This is a genomic window from Colwellia sp. E150_009, assembly GCF_053543955.1.
The window spans coordinates 142,360-161,840 of the sequence record NZ_JBHFOM010000003.1; the positions used below are offsets into that span (position 1 = coordinate 142,360).

The following is a 19,481-nucleotide window of genomic DNA, read 5'->3' on the forward strand; positions in this document are numbered from 1 at the left end:
AGGAATCTCATGAATACAATATTTAATATTAAAGGAAAAGTCGCTTTAATTACTGGCTCAACTCGCGGTATTGGGCTCAAAACTGCAGAATTATTTGCAGCAAATGGTGCAAAGGTTGTCATCTCAAGCCGTAAAACTCAAGCATGTGAAGATGTTGCTGAAAAAATTCGAAATAGTGGTGGCGAAGCTGTTGCTATTCCATGCCATATTGGTGACAAATCACAATTAGAAAACTTAGTTAATAAGACGCTTGAGCACTGGGGCAAGATTGATATTCTTATTTGTAATGCTGCAACAAACCCTGTCTACGGTACCTTGTCAGAGTTAAGTGATTCAGCTTATGAAAAAATTATGGATACTAATCTAAAAAGTACTTTTTGGTTATGTAACCTAGTTTTACCCAAAATGGCAGAAAATGGTGGTGGTAATGTTGTTATGCTTTCTAGTATTGCTTCAATGAAAGGCAGTAACGTTATTGGCTGTTATGGTATGTCTAAAGCGGCAGAGTCTGCTTTATCGAGAAATCTTGCAGTTGAGTGGGGAGCAAAAAATATTCGCGTTAACTCGATAGCACCAGGTGTTATCGTAACTGATTTTGCTAAAACACTTATTGATGATCCGAAAAGAAAATCGGCTGTTGAGACACAAGTTCCACTAAAGCGCCTAGGCCAGCCTATTGATATTGCGTCTATCGCACTATTTCTCTCTTCTGATGCTTCAGCTTATATAACAGGGCAAGTGCTCGTTGCTGATGGCGGGCAAACAATAGCTTAATTGCTATTGGCTAGTCTTGATAATAGGAACTTACCATGTCAACCAACCAAGCAGAGTTATGTGATATTTTGGACAAGCATCAATTTGATCAAAATAAGCTCAAGCATTATCTAGCAGATAAATTGCCCGATATTGATGACAATTTATCTATTTTACAATTTCAAGGGGGGCAGTCTAACCCAACTTTTTTATTGGAAACTACAAGCAATAAATATGTATTAAGGAAAAAACCTCCTGGCAAGCTTTTACCTATGGCTCATCTTATTGAAAGGGAGTATAGAATTATAAAAGCATTAGAATTAACAGAAGTACCTGTTCCTAAAACTTATTTGCTATGTGAAGACAATAACATAATAGGGACATCATTTTACATAATGGATTATGTCCCTGGTCTATTATATGGACACCCTGCAATTAAACATGCGTCAGCACCTGAGCGCACAGCAATATATTCATCCATGTGCAAAACTATGTCAGCCTTACATAATGCAGATTGGCGGGAGTTAGGGCTGGATGATTTTGGTAAACAGGAACATTTTTATAGTCGCCAAATTAAGTTATGGTCTAAGCAGTATTTATCCAGTTGCGATGTACCTGCAGGAGGTGATGAGGGAGCTTATGCTATGCAGCAATTAATTGCATGGTTACCTAACAATATTCCAGAAGATAGCCGCTGTTGTATCACGCATGGAGATTTTAGAATTGGTAATATGCTGATAGATGCTAAATCAGCCGAAGTTGCAACTTTGCTTGATTGGGAGCTGTCAACCTTAGGTCATCCATTATCTGATTTAGCTTATTGCTGTATTCCTTATCATTTACCTAGCAATATTGACGGTGTTAAAGGGCTTGTAGGCTTAGATCTTGTGAAAGAAGGAATACCGAGCGAGCAGGAATTTATAAAACAATATTGTCAATTAACAGGTCGTACAGAAATAGAAAACTGGCCATTTTATATCGCATTCTCAATGTTTAGATTAGCATCCATTTTACAGGGGGTTTATGCCAGGGCATTACAAGGAAATGCTAGCTCTAGTAACGCACTAGAAGTTGGTGCACGTTGTGCTGTGTTAGCCATAACGGCTTGGAAGTTAATTAATAAAGATGATGATAGCAAGTAGTTTGTACTGCTATTCACTTTGTTCCAAATGACTTTTTAATATAGAGAAAGCTATGTCCCAACAACAATATATAAAACTATTAGAGCCACTTGAACTCGGTTTTACCACCTTAAAAAATCGTGTAATGATGGGTTCCATGCATACTGGGTTAGAAGAGCATCCTGATGCTAAAAATCGTTTAGCCGCCTTTTATGGCGAACGTGCTAAAGGTGGATGTGGGCTTATTGTCACAGGCGGATATGCGCCGACTAAGCACGGTTCATCCCGTCATGATGCAAAATTGATGGAAACTGCCGAAGATATAGCAACGCATAGGTTTATCACAGATGCAGTACACAAATATGATGCTAAAATTTGTATGCAAATACTGCATGCTGGTCGTTATGCTTTTAATGGTAGTCCCATTGCGCCATCAGCAATTCAAGCGCCAATTAATATGTATAAACCAGAAGCTTGTACGGCAGAAATGATCGAAGAAGAAATTTGTGGTTTTGTGAATTTAGCCATACAAGCACAAAAAGCAAATTATGATGGCGTTGAAGTGATGGGATCTGAAGGTTACTTCATTAATCAGTTTATTTCATTAAGAACGAATCAACGTGATGATGAATGGGGGGGGAGTTACGAGAATCGTATCAAACTAGCTGTTGAAGTGGTTCGACGTATCCGCGATGCCGTTGGCGAAAACTTTATCATTATATTTCGTTTATCTATGATGGACTTGGTTGAAGGAGGGAGTAGTTTTGAAGAAGTCGTTCAGCTTGGGCAAGCGATTGAAAAATCAGGAGCAACAATTATAAATACAGGGATTGGCTGGCATGAGGCGCGTATCCCTACTATCCAAACGAAGGTGCCACGTGCCGCATTTACTTGGGTAACGGCTAAATATAAACAACATTTTAATATACCTGTTGTTACCTCTAATCGCATTAATACGCCTGAAGTTGCAGAGCAAGTTTTACTCAATGGCGATGCCGATCTCATTTCTATGGCGCGTCCCTTCTTAGCCGATGAAAATTTTGTAAATAAAGCAGCAGCAGGACATAGTGATGAAATTAACACCTGTATAGGATGTAATCAAGCCTGTCTTGATCATGTCTTTTCTGGCGAAGTGGCTAGTTGTTTGGTTAACCCTCGAGCTTGCTTTGAAACTGAAATAAATATAATTCCTACAAAAATAGCAAAGAAAATAGCGATTATTGGCGCTGGTCCTGCAGGCTTATCTGCTGCAACCTCTCTTGCTAAAGCGGGCCATGATGTAACGCTTTTTGATGGTGAAAGTGAAATTGGCGGTCAGTTTAATATTGCTAAACAAGTCCCAGGGAAAGAAGAGTTTTATGAAACTATCCGTTACTTTGCTCGTCAGCTTGAACTAACAAAAGTCAAAGTAAAACTAAACACTAAGGTGACATCAGCAGCGCTAAACGAGAGTGATTTTGATGAAGTTGTTATTGCAACAGGTATCACTCCGCGAATACCAAACATTGACGGGATTGAACATAGCAAAGTATTAAGTTACATCGATGTCCTTAAACATAAAAAAAGTGTTGGTAGAAAAGTTGCTGTTATTGGGGCTGGCGGAATCGGTTTTGATGTTACTGAATACCTAATTCATTCAGGTGAGCCGACAAGCCAAAATATAAAAGCGTACATGAGAGAGTGGGGTGTTGATATGACCTTACATGCTCGTGCTGGCATTGAAGGAATAAAGAAAGAAATTAAAGAGCCAGCAAGAGAGGTTTATTTATTACAGCGTAAAGAAACCAAAGTAGGGGCAAATTTAGGTAAAACTACGGGTTGGATTCATCGTGCAAGCCTTAACCAGAAAAAAGTTAACATGATGGCTTCGTGTGAGTATTACAAAGTTGATGATGCAGGTTTACATTTGAGCGTAGATGGAGAAAAACAAATACTCGATGTTGATAACGTTATTATTTGTGCAGGTCAAGATCCCGCAAGAGAATTAGTAAAAGATTTAATCAAGCCTTTTCATCTCATTGGTGGTGCAGATGTTGCTGTTGAACTTGATGCTAAAAGAGCAATAAAACAAGGTCTAGAATTGACTGTTTAGTCAACACCAATACTAAGGCTCTAGTGTGATGTAATCCATTACATGGGCTGAATTTTCTTTGAATTTTTTCTGATTATTGAATGTAAACTGAACTGGAGCCAAAAATAATGTCGTATGTAGTCACTCAAGCCTGTATTGGAAATAAACACACGAGTTGTGTTGATGTGTGTCCGGTTGATGCTTTCCGTGAAGGGCCAGAAATGCTTTTTATTGACCCAGAGGCCTGCATTAATTGTAATGCCTGTATTACCGCATGCCCTGAACAGGCAATATATCCAGAAAGTTCAGTACCTGTTGATCAACAAGACTTTATCGCGCTTAATGCCAAAAATTCCCTTATTTATCCCGTTATACGAGAGAGTATTGATCCCATAGACTCCAACACGCCTAAAAGAAAGTCAGACCTCATTGGAAGGTTTGCTGTTGTAGGGGCTGGTCCTTCAGGCTTTTATACTGCAGAAGCGTTACTCAAACAAATGCCAAAAGCAACAGTAGATATTTTTGAACGTTTACCTACGCCGTTTGGCTTGGTTCGGTACGGTGTTGCACCTGATCATCCACGAATAAAATCAGTTTCTGCTAGTTTTGAGCATATTGCTAATTCCCCACAAGTACGTTTTTTTGGAAACATTCATATCGGTAAAGATATAAGTAGAGATGATTTACTGAAAAACTATCACGGTGTCATTTATGCCACAGGAGGATCACAAAGCCGAGAGCTCAACATTCCTGGCGCAGAGTTAGACAACGTTTTCGGTTCTTCGACATTTGTAGGTTGGTATAATGGTCACCCGGATCAACATGATCTGCATGTTAATTTTGCAGGCAAGGCTGCGGCTGTTATTGGTATGGGTAATGTAGCCTTAGATATCGCACGTATTCTTATACTGCCAACAGAAGAGCTAGAGAAAACTGATATTGCTGATCACGCACTGCTGTGTTTAAAAAATAGCTATATTACAGATGTTTATTTATTTGCTCGTCGAGGTCCAGCTCAAGCCGCTTTCACTCCCAAAGAGCTAGAACAATTGATGGCGATCTCCAATTTGGATCTGATTGTCGATCCGAAAGATCTTGCGTTAGATAAAGAGAGCTTGGCTCAGATTGAATCAAATGAAACTAAGAAAAATATTGCATTACTCGAAGAAATATCTCAAAGAAAAAAATGTGGTGGCAAGCGTATTCATTTCAAATTTTTCTCAAGTCCCGCACGAATAAACAAAAATAGCGATAAACTGAAAGTTTTAACTATAGCTCGTACTGAATTACAAAAAAACTCATTGGGTCAATTAACCGCAACGATATCTGAAAAAATTTATAAGGTTCAGGCTGAACTTATTGTGCATGCGATTGGTTATCAAGGCGAAAAAATAAACAACTTACCATTTGATAGCGGCCGTGGAATCATTTTAAATCAGCAAGGACGTGTCGGTAAATCTGACAATTTAGCATCTACACCAGAATATGTTGCAGGATGGATTAAACGTGGTGCAAATGGTGTAATCGGCAGTAACAAACAATGTGCTAATGATACAGTGAACCGAATTCTTGAGGATATTCCTAAGAGCTTAGTGTCAATTAACAGTGATATAGCAAGGTTATTAAAAGATCGTTTTATTGAATATATTTCATTTGATGATTGGCGGTTATTGGATACGCATGAACTAAATGAAGGTAAGCTTAAAGGGCGTTCTCGTCAAAAAATTACAAGCATTGCAGAAATGTTGAACGTTATTCAGGTAGCCAAACAACAAGCTGAAGATGAGGAAAAAAACCTACAGGACTTGCCAATTAAAACTCACTTTCGAAGTTGCACATTATGTGAAGCTATGTGTGGTGTTAAGATTGAATACCAAGGTGATAAAATTATTTCGATTGCAGGCGATAAAGATGATCATCACAGTGTAGGTCATATTTGCCCGAAAGGATATGCATTACAAGATTTGCATAATGATCCAGACCGCTTAAAAACACCACTTGAAAAAGTGGACGGTGAATGGCTCCCCATTGACTGGGCAACAGCTTATGAAAAAATAGCTAAACGCCTTGTTGGTATTCAAGAGATGTATGGTAATGATGCTATTGGCATATACTCGGGCAACCCTGGCTCTCATAATTTAGGGATAACGATGGGGGTAGGTGGATTAAGAAAAGCAATAGGCTCACACAATATATTTACTGCTGCTTCACTCGATCAAATGCCACATCAACTAGTATCATATTTGATGTTTGGGCATAGTAATTTATTTACCATTCCTGATATTGATCACACCGATTATATGCTGATGCTTGGGGCAAATCCTGCGGTCTCAAATGGTAGCCTTATGACCGCGGGGGATGTGCTCAAACGTTTGAAAGGAATTAAAAATCGCGGCGGGAAAATTATTTTAGTTGATCCTCGTCGTAATGAATCAGCGCGCTACATGAGCGAGCATCATTTTATTCGCCCTGCATCGGATCCGTTATTTTTAATCGGCATTATCCAACATATTGTAAAAAATAAACTATACAAAGTTGATCGTTTAGCAACACTATCTGATAACTGGGATGGACTGCTTGATTTATTTAATCAATTATCGATTGATGAAATAAGCAGTGGTTGTGGTATTAGTGAAAAAGAGATCATTCGTATTGCTGAAGAATTTGCCTCGGCTGAACGCGCAGTATGTTATGGGAGAATGGGAGTCTCTGCACAAAGATATGGAGCGCTGAACCATTGGCTCATGGTTGTTCTCAACTTGCTAACTGGAAACTTGGATCGTCAAGGCGGTGCCATGTTTACAACACCCGCTTTTGATAAAGGTATTAGCCGTCCTATGGGAAGTTTCAACACGTTTAAAAGTCGTGTGCGCGGTTTACCTGAATTTGAAGGAAAACTTCCTGCTGCCGTTATGGCAGAAGAAATGCTAACACCAGGCGAAGGGCAAATAAAAGCGTTTATCTGTTTGGCGGGTAACCCCGTGTTATCCACACCGAATGGACGAGCAATGGATCAAGGCCTTGAACAATTAGATTTCAGAGTATCGATTGACTTTTATTTGAATGAAACTTCACGTCATGCTGATATTATTTTACCACCAACAGGCCCATTTGAGCATGAACAATATGACATTGTGTTTAATTTATTAGCGGTTCGTAATCTAGCAAAATTCTCTGAAGCATTATTTGAACCAGCTGAAAACGCTCGCTCTGATTGGGATATTTTACAAGGTATTACTCAAGCTATTCTTGAACTAAAAAATCCTGTACAAGCTGAGAAAATGAAAGCTAGCAATACCAGCACTGAACAAATATTAGACTATGGGTTACGCACAGGGCCTTACGGCGAAGGTTTTAGTGAGTTTTTGCAAGGTAAGGAAATTAAACATAAAGAGGGTCTAACGTTAGATGTGTTAAAGCAATACCCACAAGGTATTGACCTGGGACCTCTGCAATCTAATCTTCCTGCTTATTTATTTACTGAAGATAAAAAGATTCATGTAATGCCAGCGTTGTTAGTCAATGAGTTAGATCGCTTTATAACCGAAAATAAAGTGCGAAATAATGCTGATTCACTCATGTTAATTAGTCGTCGTGACTTACGCACCAATAACTCTTGGATGCATAACTCCCAACGATTAGTTAAAGGTAAAAACCGTTGTGCACTATTGGTTAACCCGAAAGACGCAACAACAATAGGCTTATATGATAAATGTATCGCCATTATTAGCTCCCGAGTAGGCAATTTGAATGTTGAAGTGACCGTTACTGAAGATGTGATGCCAGGCATTGTGTGTCTTCCCCATGGTTGGGGACATCACCGTGAAGGTATACAATTGAGTGTGGCAGAGAGCAGTCCAGGTGTTAGCATTAATGATATTATTGACGATCAAGTAGTCGATAATATGAGTGGAAATGCTGTTCTGAATGGTATTCCTGTAAAAGTGCGTCCTGCATAAGTGTAATAGCATAGATTTCTAGGATTTAGAACTTAAGAAAAGTTGGCTTTATCAAGAAAGGTGAAATTTAAAAGATAAGATATCTAATTGTCCGTTTTTGTTCCGACTTTTGTAAATTACAAGAGGTGCACAGCTTCATTCTCGCGCTTGACGGTATCCTTTTTTAAATAATCTTTTACATATATTCCTAGCCAGTTTTTATTTCTTGATAAAAATCATTTGGCCATCTATACGTTTAGATGTTGACATATCTATCGATCTAAGTAGTATTGTAATCAGTGCCTATTAGGTGCTTTTATTTGTTTTTTGCTAGTTAGGTGCGTTATGCCAATTAAAATTCCAGATCAATTACCTGCCTTATCTATTTTAGATAATGAAAATATTTTCGTTATGTCTGAACACCGCGCGATGTCTCAGGAAATTCGCCCAATGCAAGTGGCTATTTTAAATTTGATGCCGAATAAAATTGAAACAGAAGTGCAAATATTACGCATGCTGTCAAACACACCACTGCAAATAAATATTGAATTTGTTCGTATACATGCGAATGAGTCTAAAAATACTCCAACAGAGCATTTAGATACTTTTTATCACTTGTTTGATGATATTAAACACAAACAATATGATGGTTTAATTATTACGGGGGCTCCATTAGCTTTACTTGACTATTCGCAGGTAACTTTTTGGGATAAAATTTGTAAGGTGTTTGACTGGGCTGAAGAAAATGTTACCTCAACCATGTTTTCTTGTTGGGCTGCGCATGCTGCGTTGTACCATCATTATGGATTGAATCGTCATTTGCGTAAACAAAAGCTATCAGGAGTGTATAATCACAAAGCACTTGATGAAAAAGAACCATTAACGCGTGGTTTTGATGAAAATTTTAATGTACCTCATTCTCGATATGGTTATATTGATAAATCTGATTATGAAAGCGTTCCTCAAATAAAAATTTTAGCAGAATCAAAAGATGCTGGTGTTTATTTGGCTGCCAGTAAAAACAAGCAGCAAGTTTATCTGACGGGTCACCCTGAATATGATACTACCACGCTACATGAAGAATATTTACGAGATAGATCGGTAGACAGTAATGCGGCTATACCTGAAAATTACTACAAAGATAACAATATAAATAATTCACCAGAAGGCTCATGGCGTAGTCACGGTAGTCTATTATTTACTAATTGGCTTAATTATTATGTATATCAAATAACACCTTATAAATTGGATGCTTCTAATATTAAAGCAATACACCCTGATACGGTTATTTAAGCCGATACTACTATTTAAGGTAGTTAAATTAAGTTAGTCCCTATTTTGATTTAAAGATTTACCCTTAGGAAACCGAATACATCATGAAAAAACATACATCGTTTGCTTTATTTGAACAACAATTGGCTAAAAACATATTAATTCTTGATGGCGCAATGGGTACCATGATTCAGGCATATAAGTTTGAGGAACAAGATTTTCGTGGTGACCGTTTTGCTGACTGGCATAGTGATGTTAAAGGTAATAATGATTTGTTAGTACTAACTCAGCCAGACATCATTAAAGCAATTCATTTAGAGTACCTTGAAGCAGGGGCCGATATACTTGAAACAAACACGTTCAATGCTACAACGATTGCTATGGCTGATTATGATATGCAAGCGTATAGTGCTGAAATCAATTTAGTTGCAGCGCAAATTGCACGTGCTGCGGCAGACGAATATAATAAAAAAACGCCAGAAAAACCACGGTTTGTAGCAGGTGTATTAGGGCCAACTAACCGCACGTGTTCCATATCACCCGATGTTAATGATCCAGCTTTTCGTAATGTAACGTTTGATGAATTAAAAGATGCTTATATCGAATCAACAACTGCCTTAATTAAAGGCGGTTCAGATCTTATCTTGATTGAAACGATTTTCGACACATTAAATGCAAAAGCGGCTATTTTTGCGGTAGAAACAGTATTTGATAATCTTGGAGTTAGATTACCAGTAATGATATCAGGCACTATTACTGATGCGTCAGGCCGAACTTTGTCAGGACAAACTACAGAAGCATTTTATAATTCTTTACGTCATGCAAAACCTCTTTCTTTTGGTTTGAACTGTGCACTTGGTCCTGTTGAATTACGTCAATACGTAGAAGAGCTAAGTCGTATTTGTGATGTTGCCGTTTCTGCTCACCCTAATGCCGGCTTACCAAATGCTTTTGGCGAATATGATTTTACTGTGGCTGATATGAATACTCATGTTGGTGAGTGGGCTAATGCAGGTTTTTTAAATATTATTGGTGGCTGTTGTGGTACCACACCAGATCATATTAAAGGGATGGCTGATTCTGTAGCCAATATTAAGCCACGTGAAATCAAACCACGTAAAATTGCTTGTCGTTTATCTGGCCTTGAAGCGTTAACCATTGAAGAAGACTCTTTATTCGTAAACGTTGGTGAGCGTACTAACGTAACTGGCTCTGCTATGTTTAAACGTTTGATCAAAGAAGAGAATTATGATCAAGCTATTGCGGTTGCTTTACAGCAAGTTGAAAATGGCGCACAAATTATCGATATCAATATGGATGAAGGTATGTTGGATTCGAAAACCGCTATGGTGCGTTTTTTAAATCTTATTGCTGGTGAGCCTGATATTGCTAAAGTACCAATTATGATTGACTCTTCTAAATGGGATATTATTGAAGCAGGCTTAAAGTGTATTCAAGGTAAGGGTATTGTTAACTCGATTAGTTTAAAAGAAGGGGAAGATAACTTTCGCGAGCAAGCCGAGTTATTACGCCGTTACGGTGCTGCTGTTATTGTAATGGCATTTGATGAAGATGGACAAGCTGATACACGAAAAAGAAAATATGAAATTTGTCATCGTGCCTATCATATATTGGTTGATGAAATAGGGTATCCAGCAGAAGATATTATTTTTGATCCTAATATATTTGCTGTTGCGACAGGCATTGACGAACATAACAATTATGCCGTTGATTTTATTGAAGCGGTTGCTGACATAAAGCAAAACTTACCCCATGCAATGATCTCAGGTGGTGTCTCTAATGTGTCATTCTCATTCCGTGGTAATAACCCCGTTCGAGAAGCTATTCATGCGGTATTTTTATATCACGCCATAAAAAATGGCATGGATATGGGGATTGTTAATGCAGGGCAATTAGCCATATATTCTGACATTCCTGAAAAATTACGCTTAGCCGTCGAAGACGTTATTCAAAATAATGATGCGGGTGCAACAGAACGGTTGTTGGATATTGCTCAAGAATATCAAGGACAAGCAGGGGGGCAGGCAGCAAAAACTGATTTAGCTTGGCGAGAATTACCAATTAACGAACGTTTGGCTCATTCGTTGGTTAAAGGCATTAATGAATTTATCATAGAAGACACAGAAGAAGCTCGTTTATGTGCTTTACGACCGCTTGATGTGATTGAAGGTCCATTGATGGATGGTATGAATGTTGTGGGTGATTTATTTGGGGCAGGAGAAATGTTTTTGCCGCAAGTTGTAAAGTCTGCCCGAGTGATGAAACAAGCGGTGGCACATTTAAATCCTTTTATTGAAGCAGAAAAAACAGAGGCAAGTTCTAACGGAAAGGTATTGTTGGCAACGGTTAAAGGTGATGTTCACGATATAGGTAAAAATATTGTAGGTGTGGTATTACAATGTAACAATTATGACATTATTGACTTAGGCGTGATGGTTTCCTGTGAAGATATTTTAAGAGTCGCCAAAGAAGAAAATGTTGATATTATTGGTTTGTCTGGACTTATTACACCGTCTCTTGATGAAATGGTGCATGTTGCCAAAGAAATGAAACGACAAGGCATAGATTTACCCTTGTTAATTGGTGGTGCTACTACTTCAAAAGCTCATACCGCAGTTAAAATAGCACCTCAATATGATCATCCTGTTGTTTATGTGTCAAATGCATCACGTGCAGTTTCTGTCGTGAGTAAGTTGTTGTCTGAAGAACATAAAGCTGATTTTTTTGCTAGTACTCAAAATGAATATGAGCGTGTGCGTGCTCGTCATTATAAGAAAGGCCCTCGTTCAAGTTTAATTACATTAGAAGATGCACGTGGTAATGCAACCAAAGTTGATTTTGATAACCATACGCCGAAAAAGCCTAATAAGCTTGGTGTGACAGTGTTAGACAGCCTTGATTTAAATAAAGTGCGCAATTATATTGATTGGACACCATTTTTCACTACATGGCAATTATCAGGTAAATACCCACTTATTTTAAAGCATGAAGTGATTGGAGAAGAAGCGAGAAAGCTATTTAATGATGCGAATAACATGATAGATGATGTTATTAACAACAAAAAAATTACTGCTAAAGCTGTATTTGGCTTATTTCCAGCCAATAGTGATGTTGATGATATTGAAGTTTATAGTACTGATAGTGATAATGAAGACCGCACTAAAACCATTATGAGATTACAACAACTTCGTCAGCAAAGTAAAAAACCCTCAAAGCAATTTAATCGTTGTTTATCTGATTATATTGCACCTAAAGGATCTGGTGTAAATGATTACATTGGTGCCTTTGCTGTTTCTTCAGGCTTTGGTGTTGATGAGTTAGTTAAAGCATATGACGCCAAGCATGACACCTATAATATGATTCTTATTAAAGCAGTGGCAGATAGGTTAGCAGAGGCGAGTGCAGAATATCTTCATGAAAAAGTACGTAAGGAATATTGGGGGTATGCACCTGATGAAGACTTAGATAATGATGCGCTGATCCGAGAAAGCTATCAAGGTATACGTCCCGCACCAGGTTATCCTGCTTGTCCTGAGCATACTGAAAAAGGGTTGTTGTGGGAGTTGCTTAACGTAGAAGAAAATATTGGTATGAAACTTACCTCAAGTTATGCCATGTGGCCAGGAGCAGCAGTTAGCGGTTGGTATTTTTCTCACCCTGAATCTAAGTATTTTGCCGTAGCAAAACTAGCTAAAGACCAAGTGCTTGATTACGCTGCACGTAAAGGAATGACTATAGAGCAAGCTGAGCGTTGGCTTTCTGCTAATTTAGATTACGAACCAGAGTAGACAGGTATTGAGTAAGATAAGTTATAAGTAACGAAAACACTTATTGAAATGTTTTCGTTACTTTTACATTCGCTACTCTTTAAAGTGTCTATCGAAGAAGTTCATAATAGTATTATTCAAATGAACTTTAACTTTTTTGCCTCGCATGCTGTGCTTACTACCAGGGTAAGTCATTAATTCAAACTGTTTGTTCTCATCTTGTAGTGCTTTTATTAACTTGGTTGTGTTAGTGAACAATACATTATCATCAGCCATACCATGATAAACCAATAAGGGGTTTTTAAGGTTTGTTATGTAAGGAAAAACACTTGATTGCTCATAACCTTTTGCATTAACTTTAGGGTGATTTAAATAGCGCTCTGTGTAATGAGTATCATAAAGTAGCCAATCTGTTACGGGCGCACCACTAACGGCTGCTTTAAAATAGTCACCTGCTTTTAATAGCGTCATTAACGCCATATAGCCGCCGTATGAGTGACCAAAAATACCAATTCTATCTTTATCTACATAAGGTAATGTGTGAAGGTATTTAACCCCTGTTATTTGGTCGTTTACTTCAACTTGTCCAAGTTTTTCATAAATTGAAAATTCAAATTCGGTCCCTCGGTAGTTGGATCCTCGGTTGTCTAATTGAAAAACAATATAGCCCTGTTGTAGCATGTATTGAGTCATATCGGCACCTTGCCAGACATTTTTTACTAATTGTGCATGTGGACCACCATACACATTAACAATGACGGGGTGTTTTTTGCCTGGCATCATATTATTAGGTTTATAAAGCTTGTAATAAAGTGTTGCTTTGCCATCATCCGATGTTAATGTACCAAACTTGGGTTGAATTAAGTCTGCATAATAAGGATAAATAGGGTGTTCTTCTGCAACTTTATTTTGTGCTAACCATACCATATGGTCGCCATTAGCTTGGTGTAAACTAACTTGTTTTGGCGTAGAAATATTTGAGAAACTGTCAATATAACTTTTACTGTCTTTACTAAAGTTGATGTCATGAAAACCATTGCGTTTACTAATTCTGGCAACGTGTTCAGGTGATTTGCTGTTTAAAGGAACTCGGTACAAATGACGTTCAAGTGGTGTATCTGCACGACCAGTAAAATAAATTAAACCATTTTTTTCATCTATGTGTTCTATAGAGTCAACAACCCATGGTCCTTTGGTTAATTGATTTATTAGTTGCCCTTGAGTATTAAAATGATATAAATGTTTAAAACCGTCACGTTCAGAAGCCCAAATAAAAGATTTACTGTTTTTTAGAAAGTAAAGGTCGTGATGTAAGTTCAACCAATGTGTTGATTGCTCAGTTAATAGGGTTGTTTGTTTGCGTTTTTTTAAGTTATAAGCTTTTAATTTTAAAGTTTTTTGGTCGCGACTTTGCCATTGATATGATAGATTTTGACTATCAGGTAACCATTTTACGCGGGGTATGTAAAAATCATTTTTATTACCCTTTGACGTGTCACCTGTGGCATCATCAAGCTCAATAAAGCGTGTTTTTTGGCCTTTTATATTGGTCACTGCCAGTTGTATTGTAACATTGTTAGTGCCCGTAGCGGGGTAACGTTGTTCGATGAGTTCTATTTTTTCAGCGTATATTTCGTTGCGAATAACCGTTTGCACGGGGGTTTCATCTACACGTAGAAAAGCAATATGCTTCTCATCAGGAGACCACCAGTAACCTGTCATTCTATCCATTTCTTCCTGAGCTACAAACTCACTCATACCGTTTTTGATAGCTTCTGAGCCATCTTTGGTTAATTGCGTTTCCTCACCATTTTTAATATTAAGTACAAATATATTTTGATTACGAATAAAGGAAACATAGTTACCCTTAGGGGAAAACTTAATATCGGTTTCAAATTCATCCGTTTCGGTTAAACGTTTGGCGTTTTTATTCGCTAAATTATAATAGTAAATGTCACCATTTAAAGGAAATAATAGTGCGCTACCATCATTTGAAAACTTATATTCCATGATGCCAAAACCATAAACACGCTGACGCTCACGCCGTGCTTTTTCTTCATCGGAAAGAATTTCTGGCCCACTAAATAAGTCTTGAGAATTAACTAATAACTTGTTTTCTTTACTTGATAGATTGTATTCCCACAAATCGTAACGATTTAAGTCTTCGGCTTTTCCTTGTAAATAAGTTACTCGTGAGCCGTCGGGTGAAAATTTCAAAGATTTAGGTGTTTGACCATTTAACGAAGGAGAACTATAAATTCGTTCTATGGTTAAAGGGGAATTCTGTTTTGTTTCTTTTTGTGTTGCTAGTTGCTCTGCTGCTTGAGTTGGTGCAGTAAATAGAGCCACAGAAGACATGAGAGAAATGGCAATAAAGCCAACACGTTTTAAGTTTTTTTTCATAGGTTAACCAAATTTTATTACCATCAAAATAAGTTGTAATTTACGTTGTAATTAAAGCATATCTAAATACCCTAAACCGAGTTCAGCTTAAACAATGTTAAAAACGATGTATCGCTTATATCACTTCTAATGCTTCGCTTAATTTTTTTATGCCAATCACTTCCATACCTTCAATCGGGTCTTTAGGCATGTTGTTAAAGGGAACAATAGCGCGTTTGAATCCGTGCTTTGCTGCTTCTTTTATACGTTCTTGGCCACTTGGTACTGGGCGAATTTCACCAGAGAGGCCTACTTCGCCGAATATTACTAAGTCTTGTGGTAGCGCATTATCTTTAAAGCTTGAAACTAATGCAAGGATCAGGGCTAAATCAATACTTGTTTCAGTGACTTTTATCCCCCCAACAACATTAACAAAAACATCTTGGTCGTTAAGTTGTAATCCACCATGACGGTTCAAAATAGCAAGTAACATTGATAATCTATTTTGATCTGCACCCACAGCAACTCGTCTGGGATTACCGAGTGCAGAGTGATCAACTAAGGCTTGAATTTCAACAAGTAATGGTCTTGTTCCTTCCCATAAAACCATCACTACGCTACCTGCTGTTTGTTCTTCTGTACGGCTTAAAAAGATGGCAGAAGGGTTTTTTACTTCTTTTAAGCCCGTGCCCGTCATTGCAAACACACCTAACTCGTTTACCGCGCCAAATCGATTTTTATTGCCACGCAGTGTTCTATAGCGAGAATCTGTACTGCCTTCAAGCATAATTGAACAGTCGATACAATGTTCTAAAACCTTTGGTCCAGCGAGCGATCCATCTTTAGTTACATGACCCACCAGTAATATGGCAACATGGTATTGTTTGGCAAAGCGAGTCAAATAAGCGGCGCTTTCTCTTACTTGAGACACGCTGCCCGGAGCTGATTGTATGTCACTCATGTGCATTACTTGAATAGAGTCAATAACAATAATTTTGGGTTGTTCTTTTAGCGCAATATGACAAATGTTTTCAACACTGGTTTCTGAAAGCATTTTCAATGCATCGGTAGGTAAACCCAAGCGCTTAGCACGCATAGCAACTTGCTGTAGTGATTCTTCACCTGTGATATATAAGGCTGGCATGTTAGCTGCTAATGCGCACATGGTTTGTAAAAGTAAAGTGCTTTTACCTGCTCCTGGTTCACCGCCAATTAAAATAGCGCTACCCGGCACAATACCACCACCAAGTACACGGTCAAACTCGGCAAAGCCTGAAGAAAATCGTGGTAAGTCAGCTAAGTTAATAGCGTCAAGGATTTGAACTTTTGATTCTTCATAGTGTGCGGCACCTGCAAATCCAGCAAAGTTACCACCGCGCGCAGGTAATTTTGCTTGTCTGAATTCTGAAATAGTATTCCATGCTTTACAGTCTGTACATTGGCCTAGCCAACGTGAATACTCTGAACCACAGTCAGTACACACATAAGAGTTTTTTACTTTTGCCATACGTTTCCTTTATCTTTAATTGTTTTAGGCGTAAAAATTGCATTGCTTATAATCATCGAGACGATAGCACTATGTATTTACTTACTCTATTATTTATTAAATACTATATGGCTGAATTTAAATGTCTAAAATATAATGCGATATGATAACGCATTAATACTTTATATAAAAAATAAGAACAACAAAATTATTATTCATGAATACTGACTTTTCTAAACATCAAAAAATAATCGATAGCTTTCGTGGTGAAGTACATAAGCCAAGTTTTGATATTAAGTTTACACAAAACACTAAGCATATAGCTAAAACAGAAAGATTCTTATTAAAAATGGAGTTGAAACGATTAGCTGGTGCTTGTCATCGCTCTATTGATTTGCGCGGCTTAGTAGACGGGGAATGTCAATTGTATGAATACAACGGACAAAGTCATTTTTTAGATGGTATTGCTATTAGTGTATTTAAAGATCAGGTTGATATATATGGTGGGTATACTTTTGGGGTTTATGAGGCAGTAAAGAATACGGAAAATAATTTTCGAGTTATTTATGAAAAAGAAAGTAATAACAGTGAACAACTAGCGCTACCAAAGAAGTTCATTGAATTAACTGATAAAATACAAGATAAAACCCAATATCCCGTTACTGTTTTTCCACTCAATCAATATCATGTTCGTATAGAAGAACGGATGAATTTTGTTTCCCCTTTAGAATTAGTACTAGAAGATAGTAAACAAAAATCAGTGAGTAGTATTGATATCAGTGTTAAGGGCATAAAGTTTCGTATTAGTAGTAAAGAAGGTTTATATATTGATCAGAATATAACCGTATACTTTAAAGGATTAGAGAATGAATTTAAGTTTGCTAAAGAAGAACCACTTCGTTATCAAGTTAAAAATATCCATCGTGATGAAAATACGCAACTTGTTGGTTGTCAACGGGTAGAGATTGGTGCTCAGGATTCATTTGAAAAATTTTTGTCAAACTATATTCAGACGAATAAACGTCGTTACAAAATTAATTTAGAAAATACAATTTCTGCGATACAATTTCGAAGTTTTGAACAGTATATTTTACCAAAAATTAGTGAGTTACCCATTTTTTTTGAACGAAAAGGTGATCGTATACTTCCTCGTTATGCATTAACCACAAATAATAATCAATCTCTCTTTCAATATTGGCAAGATGAAAATAATAATACTAATTTACATTTTTTAGCCAATGAAGTACGTATTGCTCGCTTATTAAAAAGATATAAACAGGGTAAGTCTTTACGAGTTTATAGCTTTATTCATCACAACAAAGGAAAAGATTTTTTTTATAGTATTGATGAAGAACAGTTATCTGAAACAAATAGCTTCTCTCCTTCATTTTTAACTTTTGCATCGAAAAAAAGTTCATTCAAAGTAACTAAATTAACATATTATGGTGTAAACACGTCAGATATTCACGCTCCTTTTGCATTATCAGGTACATTAGAACCGACAAAACAATTTGTCAATTTACCGCCTTCAGATGAGGTTGTTGAATGTATAAAATCATTGCCTTTTGCTGTTGTTGCGAGTGACATTACGCACAAAACATCTGTTGAGCAATATCAGAAATTTTCTGACATGCCAATAGAGGTTGGTAAATTTAAAAGGTTTGGGCATAAGCGTTTAAACGAGAAAGTTGTAGTTGATAGGCTGGGAATAACCTATAAGAATCAGCGAAAAGAGCCAAGGTTTATTTATAAAACTCCTATCCTGATGGAGTCTGGTGATATTCAATGGGAGGGTAATTCTGTTGATTTTTCTACGTTAGGACTAAAAGTAGTCGTAGATAAATCAGTTACGCTTGCTGCTGGGGATATTGTTTATATCACCCTTCCTAACTTGCAAAAAATTACATCGTCTTATGATTTGAAAAAGCTACCTTATGAAGTTGTACAGGTTAATGATAAAAAAACGATTATCAATTTTCGAGTGTTTATTAAAGAGCATCAACATGTAGGTCGTTCTTTTTTTAAATTATTGATTGATAAAAATAAAAATAAACTAACCAGCGATGAGTATACCTTTGTATTACCCAGTTTATCTGAGGCATTAAGAACGAACTATGCTCAAAACATACAAGTGCCAACACTTGTTGTTCAAACAAGTGGTAGTCGCTATAAAATAGAGGCACTCGTTACTAATGATCAGGGCACTGAATTTTTGCAGAAGTTGAATAAGTTAAGCGACAGAAAGAATTTTTATAACTTTTATCCTCTTTTAACAAAGCTTTATAAAGATAGCTTTATTGAATCCTGTTTAAAGCGCTTAATTATCAATAAAGAGGCTGTTACTGAAGTTCTATATATTTCAATGGCGAATAATGTAAAGCAAATTAATAGAGATTTAAGTATTAAATTTGATTATGAATTAAGTACAACAGAATTAAGAAAAAACTTTATAAAACAAGCGATAAGCAATGGAAGCCTTTTCTGTTTTCAATTAAAAATATCGCGTACTAATAAGCCTGATTTAGAATATTTAAATACTGAACTCAGTTATATTAGCACTTATGCAATACATCGTAGCAAACAAATAGAACAAGATATCTGGAGTGTTGTTGCTACGATTCAATATGTAGATATAACAGAAGAAGTTTTATTTAGCCACAAGTTATAAGT

9 protein-coding genes are annotated in these 19,481 nt (G+C 37.0%); 7 read left to right on the forward strand and 2 right to left on the reverse strand.

From position 1 onward, the window contains the following. The first annotated feature begins 9 nt into the window (after positions 1–9). From ACE1OF_RS02695 to metH, 6 genes are all read left to right on the forward strand, one after another. Positions 10–774, forward strand: a complete 765-nt coding sequence (locus ACE1OF_RS02695; RefSeq protein ID WP_448892547.1) for an SDR family NAD(P)-dependent oxidoreductase — start codon at positions 10–12, stop codon at positions 772–774. A gap of 35 nt (positions 775–809) precedes the next feature. Continuing rightward, positions 810–1,895, forward strand: coding sequence for a phosphotransferase (locus tag ACE1OF_RS02700; protein ID WP_448892549.1), 1,086 nt, complete (start codon positions 810–812; stop codon positions 1,893–1,895). Positions 1,896–1,947: 52 nt separating this feature from the next. Continuing rightward, the gene (locus tag ACE1OF_RS02705) at positions 1,948–3,966 is read left to right on the forward strand and encodes an FAD-dependent oxidoreductase (RefSeq protein WP_448892551.1); all 2,019 of its coding nucleotides are present in this window, start codon (positions 1,948–1,950) and stop codon (positions 3,964–3,966) included. 107 nt (positions 3,967–4,073) lie between these two features. Beyond that, positions 4,074–7,904, forward strand: coding sequence for a molybdopterin-dependent oxidoreductase (locus ACE1OF_RS02710; RefSeq protein WP_448892553.1), 3,831 nt, complete (start codon positions 4,074–4,076; stop codon positions 7,902–7,904). 324 nt (positions 7,905–8,228) lie between these two features. Continuing rightward, a complete protein-coding gene (locus tag ACE1OF_RS02715; protein WP_448892555.1) occupies positions 8,229–9,176 on the forward strand; it encodes a homoserine O-succinyltransferase in 948 nt (315 codons plus the stop codon). 83 nt (positions 9,177–9,259) lie between these two features. Continuing rightward, complete coding sequence (gene metH / locus ACE1OF_RS02720) at positions 9,260–12,964, forward strand: methionine synthase (RefSeq protein WP_448892557.1); 3,705 nt, start codon at positions 9,260–9,262, stop codon at positions 12,962–12,964. 72 nt (positions 12,965–13,036) lie between these two features. On the opposite strand, the gene ACE1OF_RS02725 is transcribed toward metH, so the two are convergent. Beyond that, positions 13,037–15,346: a DPP IV N-terminal domain-containing protein gene (locus tag ACE1OF_RS02725; RefSeq protein ID WP_448892559.1), complete on the reverse strand. Its 2,310-nt coding sequence runs from the start codon at positions 15,344–15,346 to the stop codon at positions 13,037–13,039. A gap of 115 nt (positions 15,347–15,461) precedes the next feature. Further along, positions 15,462–16,832 carry a DNA repair protein RadA gene (gene radA, locus ACE1OF_RS02730; protein ID WP_448892561.1) on the reverse strand — a complete coding sequence of 457 codons (1,371 nt, stop codon included), beginning with the start codon at positions 16,830–16,832 and terminating at the stop codon, positions 15,462–15,464. A gap of 196 nt (positions 16,833–17,028) precedes the next feature. Here radA and ACE1OF_RS02735 point away from each other — a divergent pair, with 196 nt between their 5' ends. Next, complete coding sequence (locus ACE1OF_RS02735; RefSeq protein WP_448892563.1) at positions 17,029–19,479, forward strand: PilZ domain-containing protein; 2,451 nt, start codon at positions 17,029–17,031, stop codon at positions 19,477–19,479. Positions 19,480–19,481: the final 2 nt, after the last annotated feature.

Excerpts from the sequence above, each read along its gene's own strand:
- metH (WP_448892557.1), top strand. The coding sequence starts at position 9,260 with ATGAAAAAACATACATCGTTTGCTTTATTTGAACAACAATTGGCTAAA.
- ACE1OF_RS02695 (WP_448892547.1), top strand. The coding sequence starts at position 10 with ATGAATACAATATTTAATATTAAAGGAAAAGTCGCTTTAATTACTGGC.
- ACE1OF_RS02725 (WP_448892559.1), bottom strand. The coding sequence starts at position 15,346 with ATGAAAAAAAACTTAAAACGTGTTGGCTTTATTGCCATTTCTCTCATG.
- ACE1OF_RS02700 (WP_448892549.1), top strand. The coding sequence starts at position 810 with ATGTCAACCAACCAAGCAGAGTTATGTGATATTTTGGACAAGCATCAA.
- radA (WP_448892561.1), bottom strand. The coding sequence starts at position 16,832 with ATGGCAAAAGTAAAAAACTCTTATGTGTGTACTGACTGTGGTTCAGAG.
- ACE1OF_RS02710 (WP_448892553.1), top strand. The coding sequence starts at position 4,074 with ATGTCGTATGTAGTCACTCAAGCCTGTATTGGAAATAAACACACGAGT.
- ACE1OF_RS02705 (WP_448892551.1), top strand. The coding sequence starts at position 1,948 with ATGTCCCAACAACAATATATAAAACTATTAGAGCCACTTGAACTCGGT.
- ACE1OF_RS02735 (WP_448892563.1), top strand. The coding sequence starts at position 17,029 with ATGAATACTGACTTTTCTAAACATCAAAAAATAATCGATAGCTTTCGT.
- ACE1OF_RS02715 (WP_448892555.1), top strand. The coding sequence starts at position 8,229 with ATGCCAATTAAAATTCCAGATCAATTACCTGCCTTATCTATTTTAGAT.